The sequence below is a fragment of the Arthrobacter sp. YD2 genome (genome assembly GCF_030410475.1).
Classification (GTDB): domain Bacteria; phylum Actinomycetota; class Actinomycetes; order Actinomycetales; family Micrococcaceae; genus Arthrobacter_B; species Arthrobacter_B zhangbolii.
The window spans coordinates 36,549-57,091 of sequence record NZ_JAUHHB010000001.1 but is presented as its reverse complement, the minus strand read 5'-3'; the positions used below and the strand labels follow the sequence as shown (position 1 = coordinate 57,091).

The 20,543-nt window shown below is 66.8% G+C and carries 25 protein-coding genes and 3 tRNA genes; 19 read left to right on the top strand and 9 right to left on the bottom strand.

Annotated elements, in window-relative coordinates:
* Positions 1-104: 104 nt before the first annotated feature.
* Positions 105-701 carry a copper resistance CopC family protein gene (locus QWJ37_RS00330; protein ID WP_290243255.1) on the top strand — a complete coding sequence of 199 codons (597 nt, stop codon included), beginning with the start codon at positions 105-107 and terminating at the stop codon, positions 699-701.
* Here QWJ37_RS00330 and QWJ37_RS00325 read toward each other — a convergent pair.
* The gene (locus tag QWJ37_RS00325) at positions 643-1,305 is read right to left on the bottom strand and encodes an FAD-binding protein (protein WP_290243253.1); all 663 of its coding nucleotides are present in this window, start codon (positions 1,303-1,305) and stop codon (positions 643-645) included. The two genes, QWJ37_RS00330 and QWJ37_RS00325, sit on opposite strands and share 59 nt — an antisense overlap.
* 175 nt (positions 1,306-1,480) lie before the next feature.
* Here QWJ37_RS00325 and QWJ37_RS00320 point away from each other — a divergent pair, with 175 nt between their 5' ends.
* Positions 1,481-2,485 (top strand): universal stress protein, encoded by a 1,005-nt coding sequence (locus QWJ37_RS00320; RefSeq protein ID WP_290243252.1) that lies wholly within the window; start codon positions 1,481-1,483, stop codon positions 2,483-2,485.
* 9 nt (positions 2,486-2,494) lie between these two features.
* On the opposite strand, the gene QWJ37_RS00315 is transcribed toward QWJ37_RS00320, so the two are convergent.
* Complete coding sequence (locus QWJ37_RS00315) at positions 2,495-3,424, bottom strand: cation diffusion facilitator family transporter (protein WP_227929731.1); 930 nt, start codon at positions 3,422-3,424, stop codon at positions 2,495-2,497.
* Between the two features lie 9 nt (positions 3,425-3,433).
* Positions 3,434-3,793: a metallopeptidase family protein gene (locus QWJ37_RS00310; protein WP_290244808.1), complete on the bottom strand. Its 360-nt coding sequence runs from the start codon at positions 3,791-3,793 to the stop codon at positions 3,434-3,436.
* A 145-nt stretch (positions 3,794-3,938) separates the two neighbouring features.
* Here QWJ37_RS00310 and QWJ37_RS00305 point away from each other — a divergent pair.
* The 8 genes from QWJ37_RS00305 to QWJ37_RS00270 all read left to right on the top strand — a co-directional run bounded on the left by QWJ37_RS00305 (position 3,939) and on the right by QWJ37_RS00270 (position 6,763).
* Positions 3,939-4,011, top strand: a tRNA-Glu gene (locus QWJ37_RS00305).
* Between the two features lie 59 nt (positions 4,012-4,070).
* Positions 4,071-4,144: transfer RNA gene (locus QWJ37_RS00300), tRNA-Asp, on the top strand.
* Between the two features lie 56 nt (positions 4,145-4,200).
* Positions 4,201-4,276: transfer RNA gene (locus QWJ37_RS00295), tRNA-Phe, on the top strand.
* A gap of 147 nt (positions 4,277-4,423) precedes the next feature.
* A complete protein-coding gene (locus tag QWJ37_RS00290; RefSeq protein ID WP_290243248.1) occupies positions 4,424-4,936 on the top strand; it encodes an Asp23/Gls24 family envelope stress response protein in 513 nt (170 codons plus the stop codon).
* A gap of 60 nt (positions 4,937-4,996) precedes the next feature.
* On the top strand, positions 4,997-5,188 hold the full coding sequence (locus tag QWJ37_RS00285; protein ID WP_227905944.1) for a DUF2273 domain-containing protein: 192 nt from the start codon (positions 4,997-4,999) through the stop codon (positions 5,186-5,188).
* An 11-nt stretch (positions 5,189-5,199) separates the two neighbouring features.
* Positions 5,200-5,571, top strand: coding sequence for a hypothetical protein (locus QWJ37_RS00280; protein WP_290243246.1), 372 nt, complete (start codon positions 5,200-5,202; stop codon positions 5,569-5,571).
* A complete protein-coding gene (locus tag QWJ37_RS00275) occupies positions 5,568-6,155 on the top strand; it encodes a DUF6286 domain-containing protein (protein WP_227905942.1) in 588 nt (195 codons plus the stop codon). The genes QWJ37_RS00280 and QWJ37_RS00275 overlap by 4 nt, the downstream gene beginning before the upstream one ends.
* Positions 6,152-6,763 carry a hypothetical protein gene (locus tag QWJ37_RS00270; protein WP_227905941.1) on the top strand — a complete coding sequence of 204 codons (612 nt, stop codon included), beginning with the start codon at positions 6,152-6,154 and terminating at the stop codon, positions 6,761-6,763. The genes QWJ37_RS00275 and QWJ37_RS00270 overlap by 4 nt, the downstream gene beginning before the upstream one ends.
* A 13-nt stretch (positions 6,764-6,776) precedes the next feature.
* On the opposite strand, the gene QWJ37_RS00265 is transcribed toward QWJ37_RS00270, so the two are convergent.
* The 3 genes from QWJ37_RS00265 to nadE all read right to left on the bottom strand — a co-directional run bounded on the left by QWJ37_RS00265 (position 6,777) and on the right by nadE (position 9,374).
* Positions 6,777-7,631, bottom strand: coding sequence for a hypothetical protein (locus QWJ37_RS00265; RefSeq protein WP_290243243.1), 855 nt, complete (start codon positions 7,629-7,631; stop codon positions 6,777-6,779).
* A 2-nt stretch (positions 7,632-7,633) separates the two neighbouring features.
* Positions 7,634-8,437 (bottom strand): exodeoxyribonuclease III, encoded by an 804-nt coding sequence (locus QWJ37_RS00260; protein ID WP_227905938.1) that lies wholly within the window; start codon positions 8,435-8,437, stop codon positions 7,634-7,636.
* Positions 8,438-8,552: 115 nt separating this feature from the next.
* Positions 8,553-9,374, bottom strand: a complete 822-nt coding sequence (gene nadE / locus QWJ37_RS00255; protein WP_290243240.1) for an ammonia-dependent NAD(+) synthetase — start codon at positions 9,372-9,374, stop codon at positions 8,553-8,555.
* Positions 9,375-9,509: 135 nt separating this feature from the next.
* On the opposite strand from nadE, the gene pyrE reads away from it, so the two are divergent.
* Positions 9,510-10,079: an orotate phosphoribosyltransferase gene (gene pyrE / locus QWJ37_RS00250; RefSeq protein ID WP_227905933.1), complete on the top strand. Its 570-nt coding sequence runs from the start codon at positions 9,510-9,512 to the stop codon at positions 10,077-10,079.
* Positions 10,060-11,118 carry an alpha/beta fold hydrolase gene (locus tag QWJ37_RS00245; protein ID WP_290243238.1) on the top strand — a complete coding sequence of 353 codons (1,059 nt, stop codon included), beginning with the start codon at positions 10,060-10,062 and terminating at the stop codon, positions 11,116-11,118. Before pyrE ends, QWJ37_RS00245 begins: the two co-directional genes overlap by 20 nt.
* A gap of 28 nt (positions 11,119-11,146) precedes the next feature.
* Here QWJ37_RS00245 and QWJ37_RS00240 read toward each other — a convergent pair whose 3' ends face one another.
* A complete protein-coding gene (locus tag QWJ37_RS00240; protein WP_227906026.1) occupies positions 11,147-11,899 on the bottom strand; it encodes an HAD-IIA family hydrolase in 753 nt (250 codons plus the stop codon).
* Between the two features lie 157 nt (positions 11,900-12,056).
* Between QWJ37_RS00240 and QWJ37_RS00235 the strand changes: the two genes are divergently transcribed.
* The 4 genes from QWJ37_RS00235 (at position 12,057) to QWJ37_RS00220 (ending at position 15,056) form a co-directional block, all read left to right on the top strand.
* Complete coding sequence (locus QWJ37_RS00235; RefSeq protein ID WP_290244807.1) at positions 12,057-12,725, top strand: RNA methyltransferase; 669 nt, start codon at positions 12,057-12,059, stop codon at positions 12,723-12,725.
* A 134-nt stretch (positions 12,726-12,859) separates the two neighbouring features.
* Positions 12,860-13,879: a class II fructose-bisphosphate aldolase gene (gene fbaA, locus QWJ37_RS00230; RefSeq protein WP_227905920.1), complete on the top strand. Its 1,020-nt coding sequence runs from the start codon at positions 12,860-12,862 to the stop codon at positions 13,877-13,879.
* Complete coding sequence (locus QWJ37_RS00225) at positions 13,879-14,307, top strand: DUF3151 domain-containing protein (protein WP_227905918.1); 429 nt, start codon at positions 13,879-13,881, stop codon at positions 14,305-14,307. The genes fbaA and QWJ37_RS00225 overlap by 1 nt, the downstream gene beginning before the upstream one ends.
* A 131-nt stretch (positions 14,308-14,438) precedes the next feature.
* Positions 14,439-15,056, top strand: coding sequence for a GyrI-like domain-containing protein (locus tag QWJ37_RS00220; protein ID WP_290243236.1), 618 nt, complete (start codon positions 14,439-14,441; stop codon positions 15,054-15,056).
* 22 nt (positions 15,057-15,078) lie between these two features.
* On the opposite strand, the gene QWJ37_RS00215 is transcribed toward QWJ37_RS00220, so the two are convergent.
* Entirely contained in the window at positions 15,079-15,672 is a 594-nt protein-coding gene (locus QWJ37_RS00215) for a hypothetical protein (protein ID WP_290243234.1), read from the bottom strand.
* Between the two features lie 198 nt (positions 15,673-15,870).
* Here QWJ37_RS00215 and QWJ37_RS00210 point away from each other — a divergent pair, with 198 nt between their 5' ends.
* Positions 15,871-17,160 (top strand): adenylosuccinate synthase, encoded by a 1,290-nt coding sequence (locus QWJ37_RS00210; RefSeq protein WP_227905912.1) that lies wholly within the window; start codon positions 15,871-15,873, stop codon positions 17,158-17,160.
* Positions 17,161-17,224: 64 nt separating this feature from the next.
* On the opposite strand, the gene QWJ37_RS00205 is transcribed toward QWJ37_RS00210, so the two are convergent.
* Positions 17,225-17,608 carry a VOC family protein gene (locus QWJ37_RS00205; protein WP_290243231.1) on the bottom strand — a complete coding sequence of 128 codons (384 nt, stop codon included), beginning with the start codon at positions 17,606-17,608 and terminating at the stop codon, positions 17,225-17,227.
* 133 nt (positions 17,609-17,741) lie between these two features.
* On the opposite strand from QWJ37_RS00205, the gene QWJ37_RS00200 reads away from it, so the two are divergent.
* Both QWJ37_RS00200 and QWJ37_RS00195 read left to right on the top strand, forming a co-directional pair.
* Complete coding sequence (locus tag QWJ37_RS00200; protein WP_290243229.1) at positions 17,742-19,061, top strand: ATP-binding protein; 1,320 nt, start codon at positions 17,742-17,744, stop codon at positions 19,059-19,061.
* Entirely contained in the window at positions 19,058-20,533 is a 1,476-nt protein-coding gene (locus QWJ37_RS00195) for a tetratricopeptide repeat protein (RefSeq protein ID WP_290243228.1), read from the top strand. The genes QWJ37_RS00200 and QWJ37_RS00195 overlap by 4 nt, the downstream gene beginning before the upstream one ends.
* Positions 20,534-20,543 lie beyond the last annotated feature (10 nt).

Sequence of the window (20,543 nt, the reverse complement as noted above, 5' to 3'; positions counted from 1 at the left end):
CGCGTCCTCTGAACTGACGGTGGGATGAAGTGAGGGAAATCCTGCACTTTGATCTTATCGCGGCCCCGGAGGCGTCCCCGGCCGGGGGCGGCTAGGCTGAAACAGTGAGGAACTTCGTACGTAACAGACCGTCCCTGTCCGGTTTCACCGCGCTCGCCGCCTTGCTGTTCGCCGTATTCGCAGGGCTGCTGCTGTCCGCGCCGCCGGCGGCAGCACACGATGAGCTGACGGGCTCGGTTCCCGCCGACGGTGCGGTGCTGGACTCCGCACCCGAGGCGGTGGAGCTGACCTTCTCCAACACTCCGGCCGCAATCGGCTCCGAGGTCAGGGTACTGGCCGAAGACGGCACTGACTGGGCGGACGGTGATGTGCGGATCCTGGACAACACTGCCACCCAGCGGCTGCGCGACGGCGCGCCGGCGGGCACGTACACCGTGCAGTGGCGGGTAGTGTCCTCGGATGCCCATCCGATTGAGGGGACCTTCGGCTTCACCGCCGCGGGAGGCGAAGCTGAGACGGCCCCTGCTGCAGGCCCGTCCGTGCAGCCGTCCGAGCCGGGCGATTCCTCGCAGACGCCGGTGCTGAACCAGGGGGAGGACACCGGTCTCTCCTGGCAGGTAGCCGTCCCCGCCGTCGTCGTGCTTATCGCCGTCGCCGTTTTGATCGCACTGATTGTCCGGCGGCGGTTGCGCGAGGACTGACTTTCGGCCCGTCCGTAGGCAGAATCACACCCGCGATGGCTTCGCCGGCGGCTTTGGCCTGACGCAGGAGTTCACTGACCGTGGGCAGCATGGTCCCGCCCACGCCCACAAAATAGACGCCGGCCTCCCGCAGGGCGGTTACCGTTTCGGGCCAGGTGGCCACCCCGGCGGCTTTGGTCATCTTCCGCAGATCGGAGCGGGAGCAGCTGGTGAGGACAATGGTGTCGGCCAGCAGCACCCCCCGTCCCGTACGCACCGCCCACCTCCCCGTGCCGGCCACGGGGGAGGGGCGTAGCCCTGAGGGTGCAGCCCGGCGCAGATCCCTCGCCGGGGAGTCGCCGCGGATATCCAGCTGGTGGCTGGCAGCGTAGCCCTGCAGAATCCGGCGCAGCTGGTCCCGCTTCGTGTAGGGTTCCGGCTCCGCCGCCGCTCCCCGGATGGCCTCCGCATCCGGAACCGGCCCGTGCACCACAATGGAGTCCACGCCCTGCCTGCTCAGTTCGGCCGCTACGGCCATCCCGCTGAGTCCGCAGCCAATCACCACCGTCCGGGTCCGTTCGGGAATCGGCGTTTGACGCCCCGCGCCGTTGCGATCAGGGTTCATGCCGGTGTTGTCCTTCCGTCGGGTCCGGAACCTCCCCACAGGCCGCTGGCTCTGGGAGCGAACCATATAGCGGACCTCGTCGCAGCGGTAGCGTGTTCTGTTGCCGCAGCGCGGTACGCTACTGCTAAGGACAGCCGGACGCTGATTGCCGGTTGGGTACCGGAAGGAGCAGCACGTGACTGATTCGACCTGGGGAACCGGACCCGGCGCAGACGGGCCCGCGGGCATCGTGGTGGGCATCGACGGATCCGATCAGAGCATGTGCGCCCTTTTCTGGGCCGCCCGTGAAGCCCGGCGCAGGCAGTGCCCCCTTCACGTGGTGACGGCATACACGGTGCCGATCTTTGCCGCCTCTTCCATGGACGCCGGATACACCACGGTGGATGACGAGATGATCCGCGACGGCGCCCGGCAGGTGCTGGATGACGCCGTGGCGCGGATCAGCCACTACAACCTGGAAATCATTCCCCGCGTGGAAACCGGCGACGCCGCCGCGGTCCTGCTGGAATTGTCCGAGGATGCGGACCTGATGGTGGTGGGTTCACGCGGACGCGGCGGATTTGTCGGCCGGCTGCTGGGTTCCGTGTCCAGCGCACTGCCCGCCCACGCAAAGTGCCCCACCGTCATTGTTCCCCTGCGCACCGCCGGGCGCCTGCCGGATTCGGGGGTGAAGCCGCCGGCCAACTCACCGGATCCTGATGCCGTGCACCAGGCCGTGGTGGTGGGCGTGGACGGCTCGGAGCAGGGCCGCGCGGCCTCGCTGGTCGCGGCCGAACAGGCCCTGCGCATGAACCTCCCGCTGCGCATCCTGTGCTCACTTCCGCCCTTCAGCGGCTCGCTGGCCTGGGTGCCCGCGCCGCTGGACATCGAGGCCCTGCATGCGGAACTGCACGAACAGCTCGACGCCGGCCGCGACTGGCTGCAGAGCCACTTCCCGTCACTGGAAATGACCGTGGAGCTGGTGGATGGGGCGCCGCCGGAGATTCTGGTGGAGCGGACCGCGAAGGTGGAACTGCTGGTGCTGGGTACCCGGGGCCGCGGCGGCTTCGCCGGAATGCTCCTGGGCTCCACCAGCCAGAGCGTGCTGCACCATGCCAAGGGACCGGTGATGGTGGTGCCTGATCATGAGGACCCGCGGCTGCTGGACCGGCGGGACTTCGGCCCCATGGTGATGGAGTAACCCGCAGCCCTAGGCGTGCTGCTGCCCTTCGTGGACCGCGTGGCTGGCGGGCTCCAGTTGGAAGGTGCAGTGGTCAGTATCGAAATGGCTGCTGAGGCACCGGGTCAGCCCGTCCAGCACCCGGTCCATGCCTTCCGGGGTGAGGTGCTCCTCGTCCACCACCACATGCGCGGAGAACACCGGGACCCCTGAGGTAATGGTCCAAATGTGGATGTCATGTGCATCCGCTACGCCGTCGACCGAGACGATATGGTCCCGGATCAGCGCAATATCCACGCCGGCCGGGGTGGCCTCAAGCAGCACGTCGATGACTTCCTTCAGCAGCGACCATGCCCGGGGCAGGATCATCAGGGCAATCAGGATGGAGGCCCAGGTGTCCGCCTGCTGGTAGCCGGTGAGCATAATAACGACGGCGGAAACCACCACTGCCGCCGAGCCCAGCAGGTCCCCGAGCACTTCCAGATAGGCCCCGCGTACGTTCAGGGACTCCTTGCGGCCCGAATGCAGCACCAGCAGGGAGGCCAGGTTGGCCAGCCCGCCCACGATCGCCGCGATGAGCATCAGTCCGGTGTGGACCTCCGTCTGGGACCCCAGCCGGCGCAGGGCCTCGATGAAGATGACCGACGCGATGACGATGAGCAGCACCGCATTGGCCAGCGCTGCCAGGACCTCGGCGCGCTGGTAGCCGTACGTCCGCCGGGCTGTGGGCGGGCGCGCCGCAATCCACGCAGCCACCAGGGCAATGGAGACACCGGCAGCGTCCGAGAGCATGTGCCCGGCGTCGGCAAGCAGCGCCAGTGAACCGGACAGCAGCGCGCCGGCCACCTGGATCAGCACCACGGACATAGTGATGATGAAAACAATCAGCAGGCGGCGGCGGTGCTTCCCGGTGGCGGTGACGGGGCTGAGGCCGTGGCTGTGGCCGGAATGGTCACTCATGGTTTAAGGCTAGCCCCAACCGAGTTCGTGCAGCCGCTCGTCATCGATGCCGAAGTGATGGGCCACCTCATGAATGACGGTGATGCGGACTTCATCCACTACTTCATCCCGGCTTTCGCACATGCGCAGCAGGGGTCCGCGGAACACCACGATGCGGTCCGGCAGCGAGCCGGCATCCCACCAGGAGTCCCGTTCGGTCAAAGGTGTGCCTTCGTACACGCCCAGCAGCTCGGTGTCCGGATCCTCGTGCGGGCCCGGTACGTACTCATCCTCAATGAAGATGGCCACGTTGCTCATGGCGCGGGAGAGATCTGCGGGAATGGTGTCGATGGCGGCTTCCACGCAGGCCTCGAACTCGTCGGCACTCATCTGAATTGGCACCCCTCCACTGTAGTGGCGTGTGCCTCACCGGAGGCGTTTTGTTTATTCCGGAAATAGGCCCTATAGTTTTAGAGTCCACAACGGAGCGAAACGACTGGTTCACCGGCCGCTTCAATCCATGTGTGTTCTGTTGGCCCCCATCGTCTAGCGGCCTAGGACACCGCCCTTTCACGGCGGCGGCACGGGTTCGAATCCCGTTGGGGGTACTCAGGAGTGGTAATTCAACCGGATTTCATCTGGTAGAGTTGACACTCGTGAAATGCAAGGCCCTGTAGCGCAGTTGGTTAGCGCGCCGCCCTGTCACGGCGGAGGTCGCGGGTTCAAGTCCCGTCAGGGTCGCTCGGATTTTCTGAAGCGATTTGGAAGATCTCGGTGATCATCGGTTGATGATGCCAGGCTCTGTAGCTCAGTTGGTAGAGCGTTCGACTGAAAATCGAAAGGTCACCGGATCGACGCCGGTCGGAGCCACCAGCTAAAACCCCGTAGCTGTCTCGGAAGAGGCAGGACGGGGTTTTTCTTTGTGTCCGGGCAGATGGCAGGCCCACCCGCCGCCCTGCATGGAGCAGCCGCCCACCCGCCGCCCTGCACAACCCGGGGCCGCCGGGATACGCTGAACCCATGGATGAGCTCCGGAACACACCAGCGCCCGTTGCCCCCGCGCACGCCGCCCCCGTCACCACACCCGCCTCCGCGGCTGCCGTGCCGCCGTCGGACACAGCCGGCCTCCCGGACGCCACCGGAATCGGCGGCCGGACGGCGATCAGTGAACAGGCCGTGGCCAAGGTCGCTGCGATAGCCGCCCGCTCCGTTTCCGGCGTGTATGCCCTCGGCAATACCACCGGACGCGCGCTGGGAGCCGTGCGGGACGCCGTCGGCGGCTCCAGCGCCACCCAGGGCGTGCATGTGGAGGTGGGTGAACGTGAAGTTGCCGTGGATATCAGCCTGGTGGCGGTCTATGGCACCGCCCTCACCACGGTGGCCAACAACGTCCGCGCGGCGGTTTACGGAGCGGTGGAGCAGCTGGTGGGCCTGCGCGTGGTGGAAGTGAATGTGGAAATCAATGACGTCCACCTGCCTGCCGAATCTGCTGACCCCGGCGCCAAGCCTGTGACCGGCGCCAAAGCGGTATAGGGTCGAAAGCAGGTTCCTCGCAGGAGGCGCGGGTCGCGAGCGGATTATGAGGCAGGGGAAATGAAACCAACAGTGGTGGGAATGGCAACCGGGGCCGTACTGGCCTTCGCCGCGCTGATCTTCGATTTCTGGGGCTTTATGCTGACTGCCCTGTTCATAGCGGTGGGTGCGCTGCTGGGACGTGCAGCGGAAGGCAAAATCGACTTCCGCAGCGTCACTGATGCGCTCACGGGCCGCCGCTCCTCTTCGTGAGCACCGCCGTGATGACCGCAGCCGAGACCGGCGCGGTGCTATCCGGGCATAACCGGATCAGCACCCAGGCGCTGACCAGCACCGCCCAGGCAGCCGCCTCCGAATACTTCGGCGTCCCCGCGCAGCAGGTCCGCGTGCGCTGGGCTGATGACCGGGGGCTGCTGGCCCTGACCGTGTCCCTGCCCATTGCCCTGCCCCCGCTCCAGGTCCTGCAACAGCACCCCGGCATGCTGCACCGTGCCGGAGGCACCGTGTGGGAACGGGCACATGCGGCCAAGCCCGTGTTGCTGCAGCGGATCTCCGAGCTCACCGGGTCCATGCTGTCCCGGGTTGATGTGCGCATCACCGGTGCGCTCCTGTCCGAAGGGCGGCGGGTGCAGTGAAGCGGGCGGACAGGGAACTGACCGGCCGGATCCTGCGGCGCGAAACCCATTCGGCGCGGACCCCCGCGGCCGTGGCTGCCGCCGTCCTCGGCATCCTCTTTTGTGGCTACGTGCTGCTTGAATCCGTGCTCCAGGCACTCGGCCAGCCGGCCTGGCTGATTGATCCGCCCACCTTCGGGCACTGGCTGGCGGGTCTGCCCGCCGGCACCGATCCGCTCATTCTGGGACTCTCCGGAGCACTCATCCTCTTCGCCGGCCTCCTGTTCTTCCTGCAGGCGGTGCTGCCCGGCCGCCGCGCCCGCTATGCCCTGCCGAACCCGCGCGCCGCCGTCGTAGTGGACGCCGAGGTGCTGGCCGCATCGCTGGCCCGGTGCGCGCGGCTGCAGGCGGGTGTGACCCCCCAGCAGGTGCTGGTGACGGTGGGCCGGACCGCCGTTGATGTCCAGATCCGGCCAACCTCCGGCATCCCGGTGGACGATGAAGCCATCCGCGCGGCGGTGGAGGACGAATTGCTGCTCACCAAACTCGATCCGCAGCCGGCCGTCCGCGTACGCATTGCCCCGGTGGGGGTGATCGGCCAGTGAATGCGACACCGCGTGCCCTGAACCGGCTCCTGCTGGGACTGCTCGGGCTGATCATGCTCGGGGTTGGAGCCGGCCTGCTGCTGATTTCCGCCTGGCCGGCTGCGGCGCGGGCCTGGCAGGCCTATGCTCCGGATGCCATGGCATCCATTGGCGCCGTGCTGGGCAGGACCGCCATTCCGGGGCTCGGCGGCAGCTGGGTGTGGGTGGGGCTGGCGCTGCTCAGTTTCGTCGGGATTGTGCTGATGATCCTGTGGATTGCGGCCCAGGGCGGCGGGCGCACGTCAACACTGATTTCGGAGTACAACGACGACGGCGCTCCCGGCACCGTGGCCCTCAGCGGTAACGTGGCGGAACAGGCGCTGCGCAGTGCACTGCAGGAGGACCCGGACGTGGCCGGTGCCGCAGTCAGCACCTATTCCATGAAGGGCCGCACCGCCCTGCGCGTCCGGATCACCCCGCGGCAGGGCGCAGCTCCGCATCTTATTGCCGCAGATGCCACTGCCCTGGTGGAAACACTGGACACCGCCCTGGGCTGCCAGACCCCGGTCCTGCTGAGCCTGGAGTCCGGCCGCCGCCTGCGGTTCAGCCGCGAGGACCGGGTCCGCTAAACGCGGTGCCCGCCTAGGACGCCCGGGCGAGCTGGCGGATGGGGATCCACCGGGACGCCAGCCGGCGGTAGGCGGCAGCTGCCCCGCCCATGTCCCCTTCGGCCAGGGATTCAATGCCCAGCCGCACGTCGGACGGGGAATCGTCGGGGAAAACCAGGTCCGCCACCGGGCCGTAGTCCAGTTCCACGACCGCCTCCGGATCGAAGACCTCCAGCCACTCGGTCAGTGCTGCCAGCTCATCCAGCAGGTCCAGCTCCGGGGCGGCCAGGGCCAGGGCAGCAGAGGCAGCGCGTGCCCGTTCGATGGCCTGCGGCACGGGGGCGGACAGCCTGACCGTCTGGACCCGCCCGTCATCCTCCACCACTTCGGTGTGATCATCCTCGTGCAGCAGGACAAACCAGCCGAAGGGAACACCCCAGGTGGCGGAGCGGGTGTGCAGCTTCGCCAGCGAGTCCGCGAAGGAATCCGGGTCCAGCCGTGCTGCGTGGGCCTCGCGGGCCACCTCGGGAACCAGGACGTCCACCAGCGGGCCGCGGATGGACTCGCCCAGGGATTCGGCGGCCAGGGAGGCGCGGACCGCCAGCTGGTTGGGGCAGTACAGCCGGTTGGTGATGCCTTCCTCGGCCGGGAAGTGCAGCACCCGGACCAGATCGGTGGCATTGTGCGGGAACGGGTCCGAGACCACCCGGACCAGCCGCCGGACAGCGTCGGTGCGCTCCAGGATCTCGGTTTCGTGCCGGCCCCGGGCGCGCTGTTCCATGATGGCCAGCTGCGCGGCGTCGTCGAACGCATCCAGCGGCTCGTAGACCCGCAGGTAGGAGACGAACGGGAACGTCCGGTACAGGGACTGCTGCGGCGGCCGCGCCACGGCTAGTCCAGTTCCACAATCACGGGAGCGTGGTCCGAGGCGCCCTTGCCCTTGCGTTCTTCCCGGTCAATCACGGCACCGGTGACGCGCTTGGCCAGGGCGGGGGAGCCCAGGACAAAGTCGATGCGCATGCCCTGGCGCTTCGGGAAGCGAAGCTGGGTGTAATCCCAGTATGTGTATACGCCGGGCCCCGGGTTGAAGGGGCGGACGACGTCGGTGAAGCCGGCGTCCAGGAACTCGTTGAAGGCCTGCCGCTCGGGTTCGGTGATGTGCGTGGCGTTCTGGGCGCGGAACCAGTCGATGTCCCACACGTCGTCATCCTGCGGGGCAATGTTCCAGTCACCCATAAGCGCCAGGTTCAGGGACGGATCCGCAGTGATCCACTCGGCTGCATGGTTTTTGAGGGTTTTCAGCCACTGCAGCTTGTAGGGCATGTGGGGATCATCCACGGCACGGCCGTTGGGAACGTACAGGCTCCACACCCGTACCCCGCCGCAGGTGGCGCCGATGGCACGCGCCTCGGCCACCGTGGTTTCCTCGGTCTTGCCGAAGTGCGGCTGGTCCGGGAAGGTGCGTTCGACGTCGTCGAGCCCCACCCGGGACGCGATCGCCACACCGTTCCACTGGCTCAGCCCGAAGTGGGCCACCTCGTAGCCGTTCTTCTCGAACAGTTCCCAGGGGAAGTTCTCGTCCTTGGCCTTGGTTTCCTGGATGGCCAGGACGTCGACGTCGGAGCGCTGCAGCCACGCCTCGATGCGGTCGGCACGGGCGCGGATGGAGTTCACATTCCAAGTAGCTATCTTCACAACTGCTACGTTACCGAATCCGGCCAGCTCCCACACTGTGGCCGTGGCCGGCCGGGCCGTTCCGCCTGCTGCCCCGCAGCCGGGCAGCGGAGCTGCCCGGCCGGGTGCAACGGCGTTATTTCCACCAGGTGTCGCTCAGCATGACCGGTACGGTGCGCTTGTGCCGGGTCATCAGGAACCGCGCTTCGATCTTTTCGGCGTCCTCAGCCGGAACATCTTCGCCTTCGAGGTAGCCGTCGATGGTGTCGTAGCTCAGGCCCAGCTCGGTCTCATCCGTCTGGCCGGGCTTACCGTCCAGCAGGTCAGCGGTGGGTGCCTTCTTCACCAGCCGCTCCGGTGCGCCCAGCTCGGTGAGCAGGGCCCGGTTCTGCCGTTTGTTCAGGCCGGAGAGCGGCAGGACATCCGCACCGCCGTCGCCAAACTTGGTGAAGAATCCGGTGACGGACTCCGCGCCGTGATCGGTGCCGATAACGAGCAGGTTGTGCTGGCCCGCGACAGCATACTGGGCGGTCATGCGGACCCGGGCCTTGATGTTGCCCTTGTTGAAGTCGGTGATCTTCTCGCCGGTCATCTTCACGTACTCGTCTTCAAAGCCGTCCACGGCCGGGCCCACGTTGTAGACCAGGGACTCGGACGGGTTGATGAACGCCAGGGCTGCCTGGGCGTCCTCTTCGTCATGCTGGACCTTGTAGGGAAGGCGCAGGGCTATGAACCTGGCCTCGGTGCCCTCGGCCGTCAGTTCGTCCACGGCCAGCTGGGCGAGCTTCCCGGCCAGGGTGGAATCCAGGCCTCCGCTGATGCCCAGGACATAGCCCTTGGTATGTGAGGCCCGCAGGTACTCCTTGAGGAAGTCCACCCGGCGCCGGATTTCCCCGGCGGCGTCAATGGAGGGCTGAACTCCCAATTCGGCAATGATTTCCTTTTGTAGTTCACGCATGGACCTCAGCCTATATGCCACTCTTCTCCGGCGCCCGGGAAAATGACGGGATTGAGGTGCGGCACCTGCCCGGCGGGCGGCGTCGCAAAGCGGCTTAAATCGGGAGCCGCAGGGGCTGCCGGATAGGATTAAGGCATGACATCGCCCGCGATCGCCCCGGCCCGTACCCGCCTGCTCGACCTGATCATGGAACTGGCGGTGGTCCGTGGAAAAGTGGTGCTGTCCTCCGGTGCCGAAGCGGATTACTACATTGACCTGCGCCGCGTCACGCTGCAGCACGAGGCGTCCCCGCTGGTCGGCGACGTGATGCTGAACCTGCTCGATGAAGCGGGCATCGAGTTCACCAACGCCGGCGGCCTGACCATGGGGGCTGATCCCGTGGGCACGGCGGTCATGAACGCTGCTGCGCGCGCCGGCCGCGCCGTGGACGCCTTCGTGGTGCGCAAGGCACAGAAGTCCTACGGCATGGGCCGGCAGGTGGAAGGCCCCGACGTCGCCGGACGCAACGTGGTGGTCCTGGAAGACACGTCCACCACCGGCGGGTCCGCACTGACCGCCGTTGAGGGCGTGCGCCGGGCCGGCGGCAATGTGGTGGCCGTGGCAGTGATCGTGGACCGGGACACCGGAGCCAAGGAACGCATCGAGGCTGAAGCCGGAGTGCCTTACCTGTTCGCGTTCGGCAAGGATGAACTCGGACTCGACTAGCGCCGCACCGTTCGGCGCAGACCTTCCTGTTCCGGAACCCGCCCGGGAGGCAGCGGAAACCCTCCGCAAGGCTGCCGAGCTGCACCGGGTCTCGCGCCGCCGCTTTCTGGCCGGTTCCCTCGCCGGGCTTCTCCTCAGCGCCGATCTGGGCATCACGCACCGGATTCAGCGGTACCGCGAGGAACTGGAGATCCTCCGGGTCGCCGATGAAGACGCCGAGCGGAGCTTCCCGCGCGCCATGTGGTTCCTGTTCCCGGGATACAAAACCAGCTGGGAAGAAGCGCACTGGATCCTCGGATCGCTCCGCCCCGCCCTGACCACCCGCGGCCAGCTCGCGGGCATCGGCTACTCCAACCTCGGGCTGAAACCCGGAGACATCCTGGAGGCGGTCCACGCCTACATCCGGAAACACCGGCTCGAACGCATCTACTTCTACGGGCACAGCTTCGGCGGCATGCTGGCCGTGCAGGTGGCTGCCGGGCTGCGGGAACGCGGGATCGCCGTCGAACTGATCATTCTGGATTCCAGCCCGGCCGGAAAGAACGATGTGCGGGACCGGGCAATGTTTGAGGGCACCGTATTCCTGTACGACGCCGGCTACCGGATTCCCATGGGCATGCGCGGCGGATACGAGCTGGGGGAGCGGGTGATGCACAAGAACGAACGCTCCTGGCGCACCATCGGGGAGCAGACGCTGGCCCAGCTTTCCCCGCTGGCGCCCTCCACCACGCTCATCCAGTCCCAGGCGTCCTATATTTACCACTTCACCGCTCCGCGGTTCGGCGAATCCCTCGGGGACACCAAGGTGGCGTTCATTGGCAACCCCGAAGACAAAACAGTGAACTACTACTCCACCAGATCCGCGTGGAAGGCAGCCCTGGGCGCGAACCTGGTGTCCGACTCCACGGTCACGGAGGGGGCCAGCCCCGCCCACGCCAGCCCGCAGTGGAGTCCGGGGGTGTATCAGGATGCGCTGGCGGAAGTGTTCCGCATCGTTGACCCGCCCGAGCCGACGGATGGCCCGGAGCCGCTGGAATAGCCGGCCCGGGTGTCCCCGGATGTCCGGCCTAGACGGTGTTGATCAGATCGGCTACCGAATTCATGATCTGCGTGGGACGGAACGGGTACCGGTTCACATCCTCGCGCTGGGTAATGCCGCTGAGCACCAGCACGGTGTGCAGCCCGGCTTCGATGCCGGCGACAATGTCCGTATCCATCCGGTCACCGATCATGGCGGTGGTCTCGGAATGCGCGTCGATCTTGCGCATCGCGGAGCGGAACATCATCGGGTTCGGCTTGCCCACAATGTAGGGCTCCATGTTGGTGGCCGCAGTGATCAGGGCCGCGATGGCGCCGGTGGCCGGCAGCACACCCTCCTGCGAGGGGCCGGTAACGTCAGGGTTGGTGGCAATAAACCGGGCGCCGCCCAGGATCAGCCGGATGGCCTTGGTGATGGTGCCGAAGGAGTACGTGCGGGTTTCACCGAGCACCACATAGTCCGGGTTGGTGTCCGTAAGGATCATGCCCGCCTCATGGAGCGCCGTCGTCAGCCCGGCCTCACCCACCACGAAGCAGCGGCCGGGCGCGCCGGCGTTCTTGACCTGGTCCTTGAGGAACTCGGCGGTGGCCAGGGCGGAGGTCCACAGGTTCTCCTCCGGCACCTCCAGACCCGAGGCCCGCAACCGGGCGGCCAGGTCCCGCGGGGTGTAAATGGAGTTGTTGGTCAGCACCAGGAACCGCTTGGAGGTTGCCACCCAGCGGTCAATGAGCTCCGCGGCTCCGGGAATCGGATGGTTCTCATGGACCAGCACGCCGTCCATGTCCGTCAGCCAGCACTCAATGTTCTCGTTTTCGCCCACGGTCTCCCATTTCTCGCATACATCGTTGTTGCCTTGCTTACCTGCCGCCGCGCCAGGGACCGGAGTCAAAGGGGACGCGGCGGACCCTGCCAGTCTTTCACCTTAGGCTGGAAGGGTGATAGACAGCCCCGAAGAACTCCCCGTTGACGCCGCAGACCCGGCCGCCGTTCCCCTGCACCAAGTGGGCGTGGGCCCCTGGGAAGGCCCGCTGCCCGACGGCGGTCACTGGGACCCGGAACTGCTGGCCAACGGCGATGCCCGCAACGTGGTGGATGAGTACCGGTACTGGAAGCATGATGCGATCGTGGCGGACCTGGACACCCGCCGGCATCCGTTCCATGTCGCCATTGAAAACTGGCAGCACGACTTCAACATCGGCACCGTGGTCCGCACCGCCAACGCGTTCATGGCGAAGGAAGTGCACATCATCGGACGACGCCGGTGGAACCGCCGCGGCGCCATGGTCACCGACCGCTACCAGCACATCCGCAACCACCCGACGGTGGAGGACTTCGTCGAGTGGGCGCGCGGCGAGGGCCTGAGCATCATCGGGATCGACAACTTCCCCGATTCCGTGCCGCTGGAAACCTACGAACTGCCGGAAAACTGCGTGCTGGTCTTCGGCCAGGAGGGCCCGGGCCTCAGCCCGGAAGTCCACGCTGCGGCGGATGCGACGCTGTCCATTGCCCAGTTCGGTTCCACCCGCTCCATCAACGCCGGGTCCGCCGCCGCCATTGCCATGCACGGCTGGATCCGCCGCCATGTCTTCGGCCAGAAGGTGAACTAGGGGACCGGCACCGGTTCCGTCCGCCGCGGCACGTTATCCGGTGACATCACCTGCTGCCGGCAGGATACTTATGGCTAGGATGTAGGAAGCCAACGAGGGCGCCAGGCCCTGCCACAATCGACCTTGGAGTCAGCATGCCTATTGCAACCCCGGAGATCTATGCCGAGATGATTGACCGCGCCAAGGCAGGGGGTTTCGCCTACCCGGCCGTCAACGTCACCTCATCGCAGACGCTCAACGCGGCACTGGCCGGTTTCGCCGAGGCCGGATCCGACGGCATTGTCCAGGTATCCACCGGAGGCGCGGCCTACTGGTCCGGCGCCTCGGTGAAGAACATGGTCACCGGCTCCCTCGCGTTCGCCGCCTACGCCAAGGAAGTAGCCAAGAGCTACAACGTGAACATTGCGCTGCACACCGACCACTGCCCCAAGGACAAGCTGGACGACTTTGTCCTGCCGCTGCTGGCCGCCTCGGAAGCCGCCGTGAAGCGCGGCGAAGACCCGATCTTCAACTCGCACATGTGGGACGGTTCCGCCGAAACCCTCGAGGACAACCTGCGCATCGCCCAGGACCTGCTGGCCCGCACCGCGGCCGCCAAGATGATCCTCGAGGTGGAGATCGGCACCGTGGGCGGCGAGGAAGACGGCGTGGAGAACGCCATCAACGACAAGCTCTACACCACGGTCGCAGACGGCATGGCAACCATCGAAGCCCTCGGTGACGGCAGCAAGGGCCGCTACATCACGGCCCTGACCTTCGGCAACGTACACGGCGTGTACAAGCCCGGCGGCGTGAAGCTGCGCCCGGAAATCCTGAAGGAAATCCAGGACGCGGTGGGCGAGTCCATCGGCAAGGAACGCCCGTTTGACCTGGTCTTCCACGGCGGCTCGGGTTCCTCCGCCCAGGAGATTGCCGACGCCGTCTCCTACGGCGTCATCAAAATGAACATCGACACCGACACCCAGTACGCCTACACCCGCCCGGTGGTCGACCACATGCTGCGCAACTACGACGGCGTGCTGAAGGTGGACGGCGAAGTGGGCAACAAGAAGCAGTACGATCCGCGCGTCTGGGGTGCCTCCGCAGAAAAGGGCATGGCCGCCCGCGTGGTGGAAGCTGCACAGAACCTCGGATCGGCAGGCAAGGCGCTCTAATGTCAGACGAATTCCGCAAGAACCTGCTCGGCCCGGACGCCACCTACCTGCCCGAGGAAACCGACGTCGTCGCCCGCCTGGAGGCAGGCGACGAAGCCGTGGACCTCGCCGCGAAATTCCCCACCTCCTCGCAGGTGTGGGCCACCCTGGCGGACGAGGCGTTCGAAGAGGGCCAGAATGTTGAGTCCTACGCCTACGCCCGCGTCGGCTACCACCGCGGACTGGATGCCCTGCGCCGTGCCGGCTGGCGCGGTGTCGGTCCCATCCCGTGGTCGCATGTCCCCAACCGCGGCTTCCTGCGCTCGCTGTACGCGCTGGGCCGTGCGGCGGCCGCCATCGGTGAAGCTGACGAAGTGGACCGGATCCGGAAGTTCCTGGATGACTCCGATCCGCAGGCCAAGGCTGCCATCGAAGGCCAGCTCGCCTAACTGCATTCCGTGAGAGCCGGCGGTCCCCATATCGGGGGCTGCCGGTTTTTTGTTGTGCAGGGCCGATTGTCCTGCCCAAGCCGGCCCGGAACGCCTACCCTGAAGTCCGGAGGGGAAGGGGCACCGTTCTTATGGACACGTTCGAATTCCGGAAGTCCTATCCGGAGCTCTACGCGCCCGGCCGCAGGGATTTCACTCTGGTACAGGTTCCGCCGCTGCAGTACCTGGCCGTGGACGGGCACGGGAATCCGAACACCTCGCCCGAGTACGCCAGCGCCCTGGAGTGCCTGTATCCGGTGGCCTATACGCTGAAGTTCCGGTCCAAGCGGGAACTGCAACAGGATTTCACCGTGGGCCCGTTGGAAGGGCTTTGGCGGGCGGAGAACCCGGAGGCGTTTGTCAGTGGAGACAAGGACTCCTGGGACTGGACCATGCTGATCCCGCAACCGGAATGGATCACGGCGGAGATGGTCGAGCAGGCAGGTGCCGAGGTGGCGGCGAAAAAGAAACTGCCGGAAGCGGCTAGGGTGCGGCTGCTGCCGTTGCATGAAGGCTTGTCGGCGCAGATCCTGTTTATCGGTCCTTACGACGACGAGGCGCCGGTCCTCGCGCGGCTGCACGACACCTGGATGCCCGAACGGGACCTGGCCTTCAACGGCGACCATCACGAGATCTACCTGAACGATCCCCGCCGCACCGCTCCGGAGAAGCTCCGCACCGTGCTGCGCCAGCCGGTCCGGCCCGTCTGAGCGTTCCCGGCGCCGGTGTAATTCACGGAAGGATGGTGGTGGTGACCGCGACAATCTGCGGGGCGGCAGGCACGGAGCTGAAACCGAACTTCACCGGAGGATCAACCGGCCGCAGCGGACCCAGATCCGCCCCGCCCCATGCGGCGTCCACGCCGGTAAGGGAACGGATGGACCGGACACCGTAGAACTCGCGCCGTCCGCCGCCCGCAGACCCTGCCGTCTGCACACCGGGCACCAGCAGGGCCGCCACCGGGCTGATGGCCCGCAGCCACCAGGGCGCGACGGCGAGCGGCGCCGGCACGTGCTCCAGCAGCCGGCCCAGAACCGTTACCGGCCCCAGCCGCACGTCCAGCCGCAGCGGCCCCGCGGCCACCCGCAGGGTGCCCGGCGCCAGCTCCGCGTGCACCGGTGCCACCACGGTCCGGTCAAAACGGTAGGTAGCGTTCACATAATCCGCCACGGTGTCGGAGGGGGCCAACAGTGTGCGGAGGCCGGCGTCGTCCTCCACCATCACATCGGTGAACGCGCCCAGCGGGGAATCCTGCCAGTGCCCCACCACAAAACGGGTGCCGGAAGCGGTGCCCAGTCCGGCGATATAGCCGCGGAATCGGTCCATGACGCCCACGGTACCTGCGGGAGAGCGTATTTTCGGGTGAGCGAAAGCATGATCGGCTAAACTTGGCAGGTAAGAGCCCCGCAACTTGCGCTGAGGTAGGCCGTTACGGCAGCACCGGCAAGTTCAGGGGCGTTCTCATGCACGGTAGCGGATCTGCAACCAAGCAGGTTCCCGCCGTAACTAATGGGGGAGGATCCCATGCCAGCTATAGTCATCGTCGGCGCCCAGTGGGGCGACGAAGGTAAAGGTAAGGCCACCGACCTGCTCGGCGGCCGCGTCGACTACGTCGTCAAGCCCAACGGCGGCAACAATGCCGGCCACACCGTCGTCGTCGGCGGTGAAAAATACGAACTTAAGCTGCTGCCTGCGGGCATCCTCAGCCCCAATGCCATTCCCGTGATCGGCAACGGCTGCGTGGTGAACCTCGAAGCTCTCTTCACCGAGATCGACGGCCTGGAATCCCGCGGTGCGGACACCTCCAAGCTGCGCATCTCCGCCAACGCCCACCTGGTGGCGCCGTTCCACCAGGTCATGGACAAGGTCACGGAACGGTTCCTGGGCAAGCGTGCCATCGGCACCACCGGCCGCGGTATCGGCCCGGCCTACATGGACAAGGTGGCCCGTCTGGGCATCCGCGTGCAGGACATCTTTGACGAGTCCATCCTGCGCCAGAAGGTCGAAGGCTCCCTGAAGCAGAAGAACCAGCTGCTGCTGAAGGTCTACAACCGGCGCGACGTCGACGCCGAAGAGATGGTGCAGTACTTCCTCTCCTACGCGGACCGGCTGCGGCCCATGGTCATCGACTCCACGTACGAGCTGAACACCGCCCTGGACGAGGGCAAGGTCATCCTGATGGAGGGCGGCCAGGCCACCTTCCTGGACGTGGACCACGGCACCTACCCGTTTGTGACCTCCTCCAACCCGACCGCCGGCGGCGCGTCCGTGGGCTCGGGCATCGGCCCCACCCGGATCACCCGTTCCGTGGGCATCATCAAGGCGTACACCACCCGTGTGGGCGCCGGACCGTTCCCCACCGAGCTGTTCGATGACATGGGCCTGTACCTGCAGAAGACCGGCGGCGAATTCGGTGTCAACACCGGCCGTCCGCGCCGCTGCGGCTGGTACGACGCCGTGCTGGCCCGCCACGCGTCCCGCGTCAACGGTTTCACGGACTACTTCGTCACCAAGCTGGACGTGCTCACCGGCATTGAAAAGATCCCGGTATGCGTGGCCTACGACGTCGACGGCGTGCGCTTCGACGAAATGCCGATGACGCAGACCGACTTCCACCACGCGAAGCCCATCTTCGAATACTTCGACGGCTGGACCGAGGACATCACCGGCGCCAAGACCCTGGAGGACCTGCCGGAGAACGCCCGCAACTACGTGCTGGCGCTTGAAAAGATGTCCGGCACCCGGTTCTCCGCGATCGGCGTGGGCCCGGACCGGGACCAGACCATTGTGGTTCGGGACCTGATCAACGACTAGGTCCGCACGCTCCGTCCGAAAGCCCCGCAAAGCTGCGGGGCTTTCGCCGTTAACGGGCGGACGATCAGCCCTGGGCGACTTCCTCGGCGGAACGGCTGAGCACGCAGAATTCGTTGCCCTCCGGATCGGCCAGCACCACCCAGTCCACCTCGGACCCCTGTCCGACGTCGATGCGGGCAGCACCGAGTGAGAGCAGCCGGTCCACTTCCTGGGCCTGCGTGCTGCCCTCGGAGGCACGAAGGTCCAGGTGCAGCCGGTTCTTGACCGTCTTGCCCTCGGGCACGGGAATGATGTCGATGTCCGGTCCCACCCCGTCCGTTCCAACCAGGGAAATGACGTCGGCGTCGTTGGTTTCCTCGATCCGGTAGCCGAGCGCCTGGGTCCAAAACTCCGCCAGCCGCCGGGGATCGGCTGCGTCGAGGGCTATGGATGAGATGACACTGCTCATGGAGGGGCTCCTGACTTCGCATGATGGGTGGCCCGAAGCTAACAGCACGCAGGAGGCACCGTCAATGGAAACGCCGCTCGCGTCGGACGGGCACATCCGGGCCATGGCAGCCGCTGGGCTAGAGTTTTGGACCATGGACGGAATCAGTGAAGAACTCATTGCCAGCCTGCGGCGTGCCGTCACGGCAGCCCCGGAGGACACGGCGCTGCGGCTGCATCTGGCCCAGCTGCTGCTGGACGGCAACCGGGCCGTGGAAGCACTGGGACAGATCAACACCGTCCTGGGCTCCGAGCCCGCAAGTGCCTCCGCCCTGGCATTGCTCAACCGGGCAGCTGCCGCACTGAGTTCCACCGTGCCCGACGGCGCTGCCTCCGACGTCGCTCCCGCCCCCGACGCGTCCGCCCCCGACGTCGCTCCCGCCCCCGAAACGCCCGCCCCCGACGCGGGAAGCGATGACCGGCCGGATTTCGACTGGGAGCGGGCGGAATCCGACATCGATTCCACCCTGCCGCCGCCCTTCGTGGAACCCGGGCGGATCAGCATGGGGGAGGACGGCGAGCCGGTCGCCATTACCGAACCCGAGGTGCCGGCCCTGACACTGGCCGACGTCGGCGGTCTTGAGCCGGTCAAGCAGCGGCTCAACGAATCCTTCCTGGTGCCCATGCGGCACGCCGACGTGGCCAAGACGTTTAGGAAATCCCTGCGTGGCGGACTGCTGCTGTACGGGCCGCCCGGATGCGGCAAAACGTTCCTTGCCCGCGCCGTTGCCGGCGAGCTCGGCGCCGCGTTTATGTCCGTGTCCATCACGGACGTGGTTGACCCGCTGATCGGCCAGACGGAGAAGAACCTCAAAGCCATCTTCGACTCAGCACGTGCACACCAGCCGACCGTCCTGTTTATTGACGAGGTGGACGCCATCGGGCTCAAGCGCAGTTCCATGGTGGGAAGCTCGGTCTGGCTGCGCCAGATGGTCAACCAGCTGCTACTGGAACTGGACTCCATGTCCGGAGACAATGACGGCCTCTACGTGCTGGCCGCCACCAACCATCCCTGGGACCTGGATGAGGCGCTGATGCGCCCCGGCCGGCTGGACCGCGCGGTATTGGTGATTCCGCCGGATCCGGCGGCGCGCCGGGCCATCCTGAACCACAACCTCAAGGACCGGCCGCTTGCCGGGATCAACCTGGAGGAAATAGTGGGCCGCACGGACGGTTTCTCCGGCGCCGACCTTGCCCACCTGTGCACCACCGCCGCGGAGAAAGCGATGATGCGCTCCATCGAGGCAAACGAAATCCGGCCCGTCACCATGGAGCACATCAACCTCGCGTTTGCCGAGGTGCGGCCCTCCACCCTGCCGTGGCTCGAATCGGCGGTCAACGTAGTGAAGTTCAGCAACCGGCATGGCAGGTATAACGACCTCGCCGAATACCTGCGGGCGAGGCAGATGCTGTGAGCACCGGCGCTGACCTGGACCGGATAGGCGCCCGGTGGCAGGTCCTGACCGCAGCGGCCCGCCACCGGGATGCGCTGGAACTGATTCAGGCACACCTTGACGCCCACCGTGCGGAGCCGTATGTCTGGACCCTGCTGAGCCAGACGCTGAACAACCTGGGGGAGGGGACGGACGGGGAGTCCGCAGCCCGTGAGGCATTGGAACTGGAGCCGCGCAGCACCTCGGCACTGATCAACCTCTCCCGCGGACTGGCGCTGCAGGGCAGGTTCGCCGAAGCCGAAACGGCCGCCGCGCAGGCCCGGGACCTAGACGACCAGCAGGCCGGAACACACGCGTGGCTGGCGCTGGTGCACCACGAGCAGGGCCGCTACGTGGAGGCGCTGGAAGGCGTGCAGGAAGCCCTCCGCCTGCAGCCCTCGGGGGATAATTTCGCCTTGCTCGCCGAGATCCGGATCAGCATGGGCCAGCATGATCAGGCCCGCCGGGCGCTCGCGGACGGGCTGGCCGCGGACCCGCAGAACCGGCAGCTGCTGCTGCTCAGCGGACGCGTGTCCCACGGTGAAGAGGTGGTGGGGGACCAGGTTGAGCTGCTGAGCGGAATGCTGGCGGCGTCCCCGACGGACCGCGGGCCCCTGGACCAGCTGAAGCAGGAAGTCCTGGCCCGGGGGCGGCATCTGGCCCTGCTGCCCTGGCTGCAGGGAGTTCTCTTTTGTTTCCTGGCGCCGCTGATCACCCAGGTCCCGGCGGGCGGTGCCGCTGCGCTCGCGCTCTGGCTGGGATTGGCGGTGATCCTCCGGGCACGGTTCCTGCTTCGGCGCCTGTCCCGCGCCGTTCCGGCCGGGTTCCTCCGGGACGTGCTGCGGGAATCCCCGGACGCCCGAAAGGGCGTGGTGGCCCTGATCGCTGCGGAGGCATGGGTGCTGGCCGCCGGCTTTGGTGCCGGTCTCGCCGCTGCCGGCGACGGCCTTCGATGGTCCCTGGTTCTGCTGATGGGTGGAACGGTGCTCGTGCTGGCTGCCCGGTATCTGCTGCACCGGGCCGCCTACCGGGCGTTGGAGGGTTTCACCGAGGAAGCGGCGCCTGAGTACGCGGCCGCCCGGGACCGGTACGCCGGAGACCGATCGGGCCAGGCCCTCTGGGTTGGTGTGCTGGGAACCCTGCTTGGCCTGCTGGCCCTGCTGCAGCAGACCTACACTGTGTTTGCCGGTGCCGCGAGTGCCTTCGCCGGGGCCTTCGTCCTGGCCGAAGCGGTGCATTTCAGCGTCGTGAAACTCTCGCTGCGCCGCCACCTGAACCGTCGCCTCCTGAACCACCGGACTCCGCCGGAAGGTCATCCCGGTGATACGGACCGGCCGGGCAGGCTCGGAAAACCGCCGCCCCGTGTCCTGCTGCTGGGGGTGGCGGTGCTGCTTGTTCCGGCACTGATGCTGGCGGCCGGCACCTGGCTGCTGGCAGCGGGAAGCGTTCCGTAGGCCGGCGGGC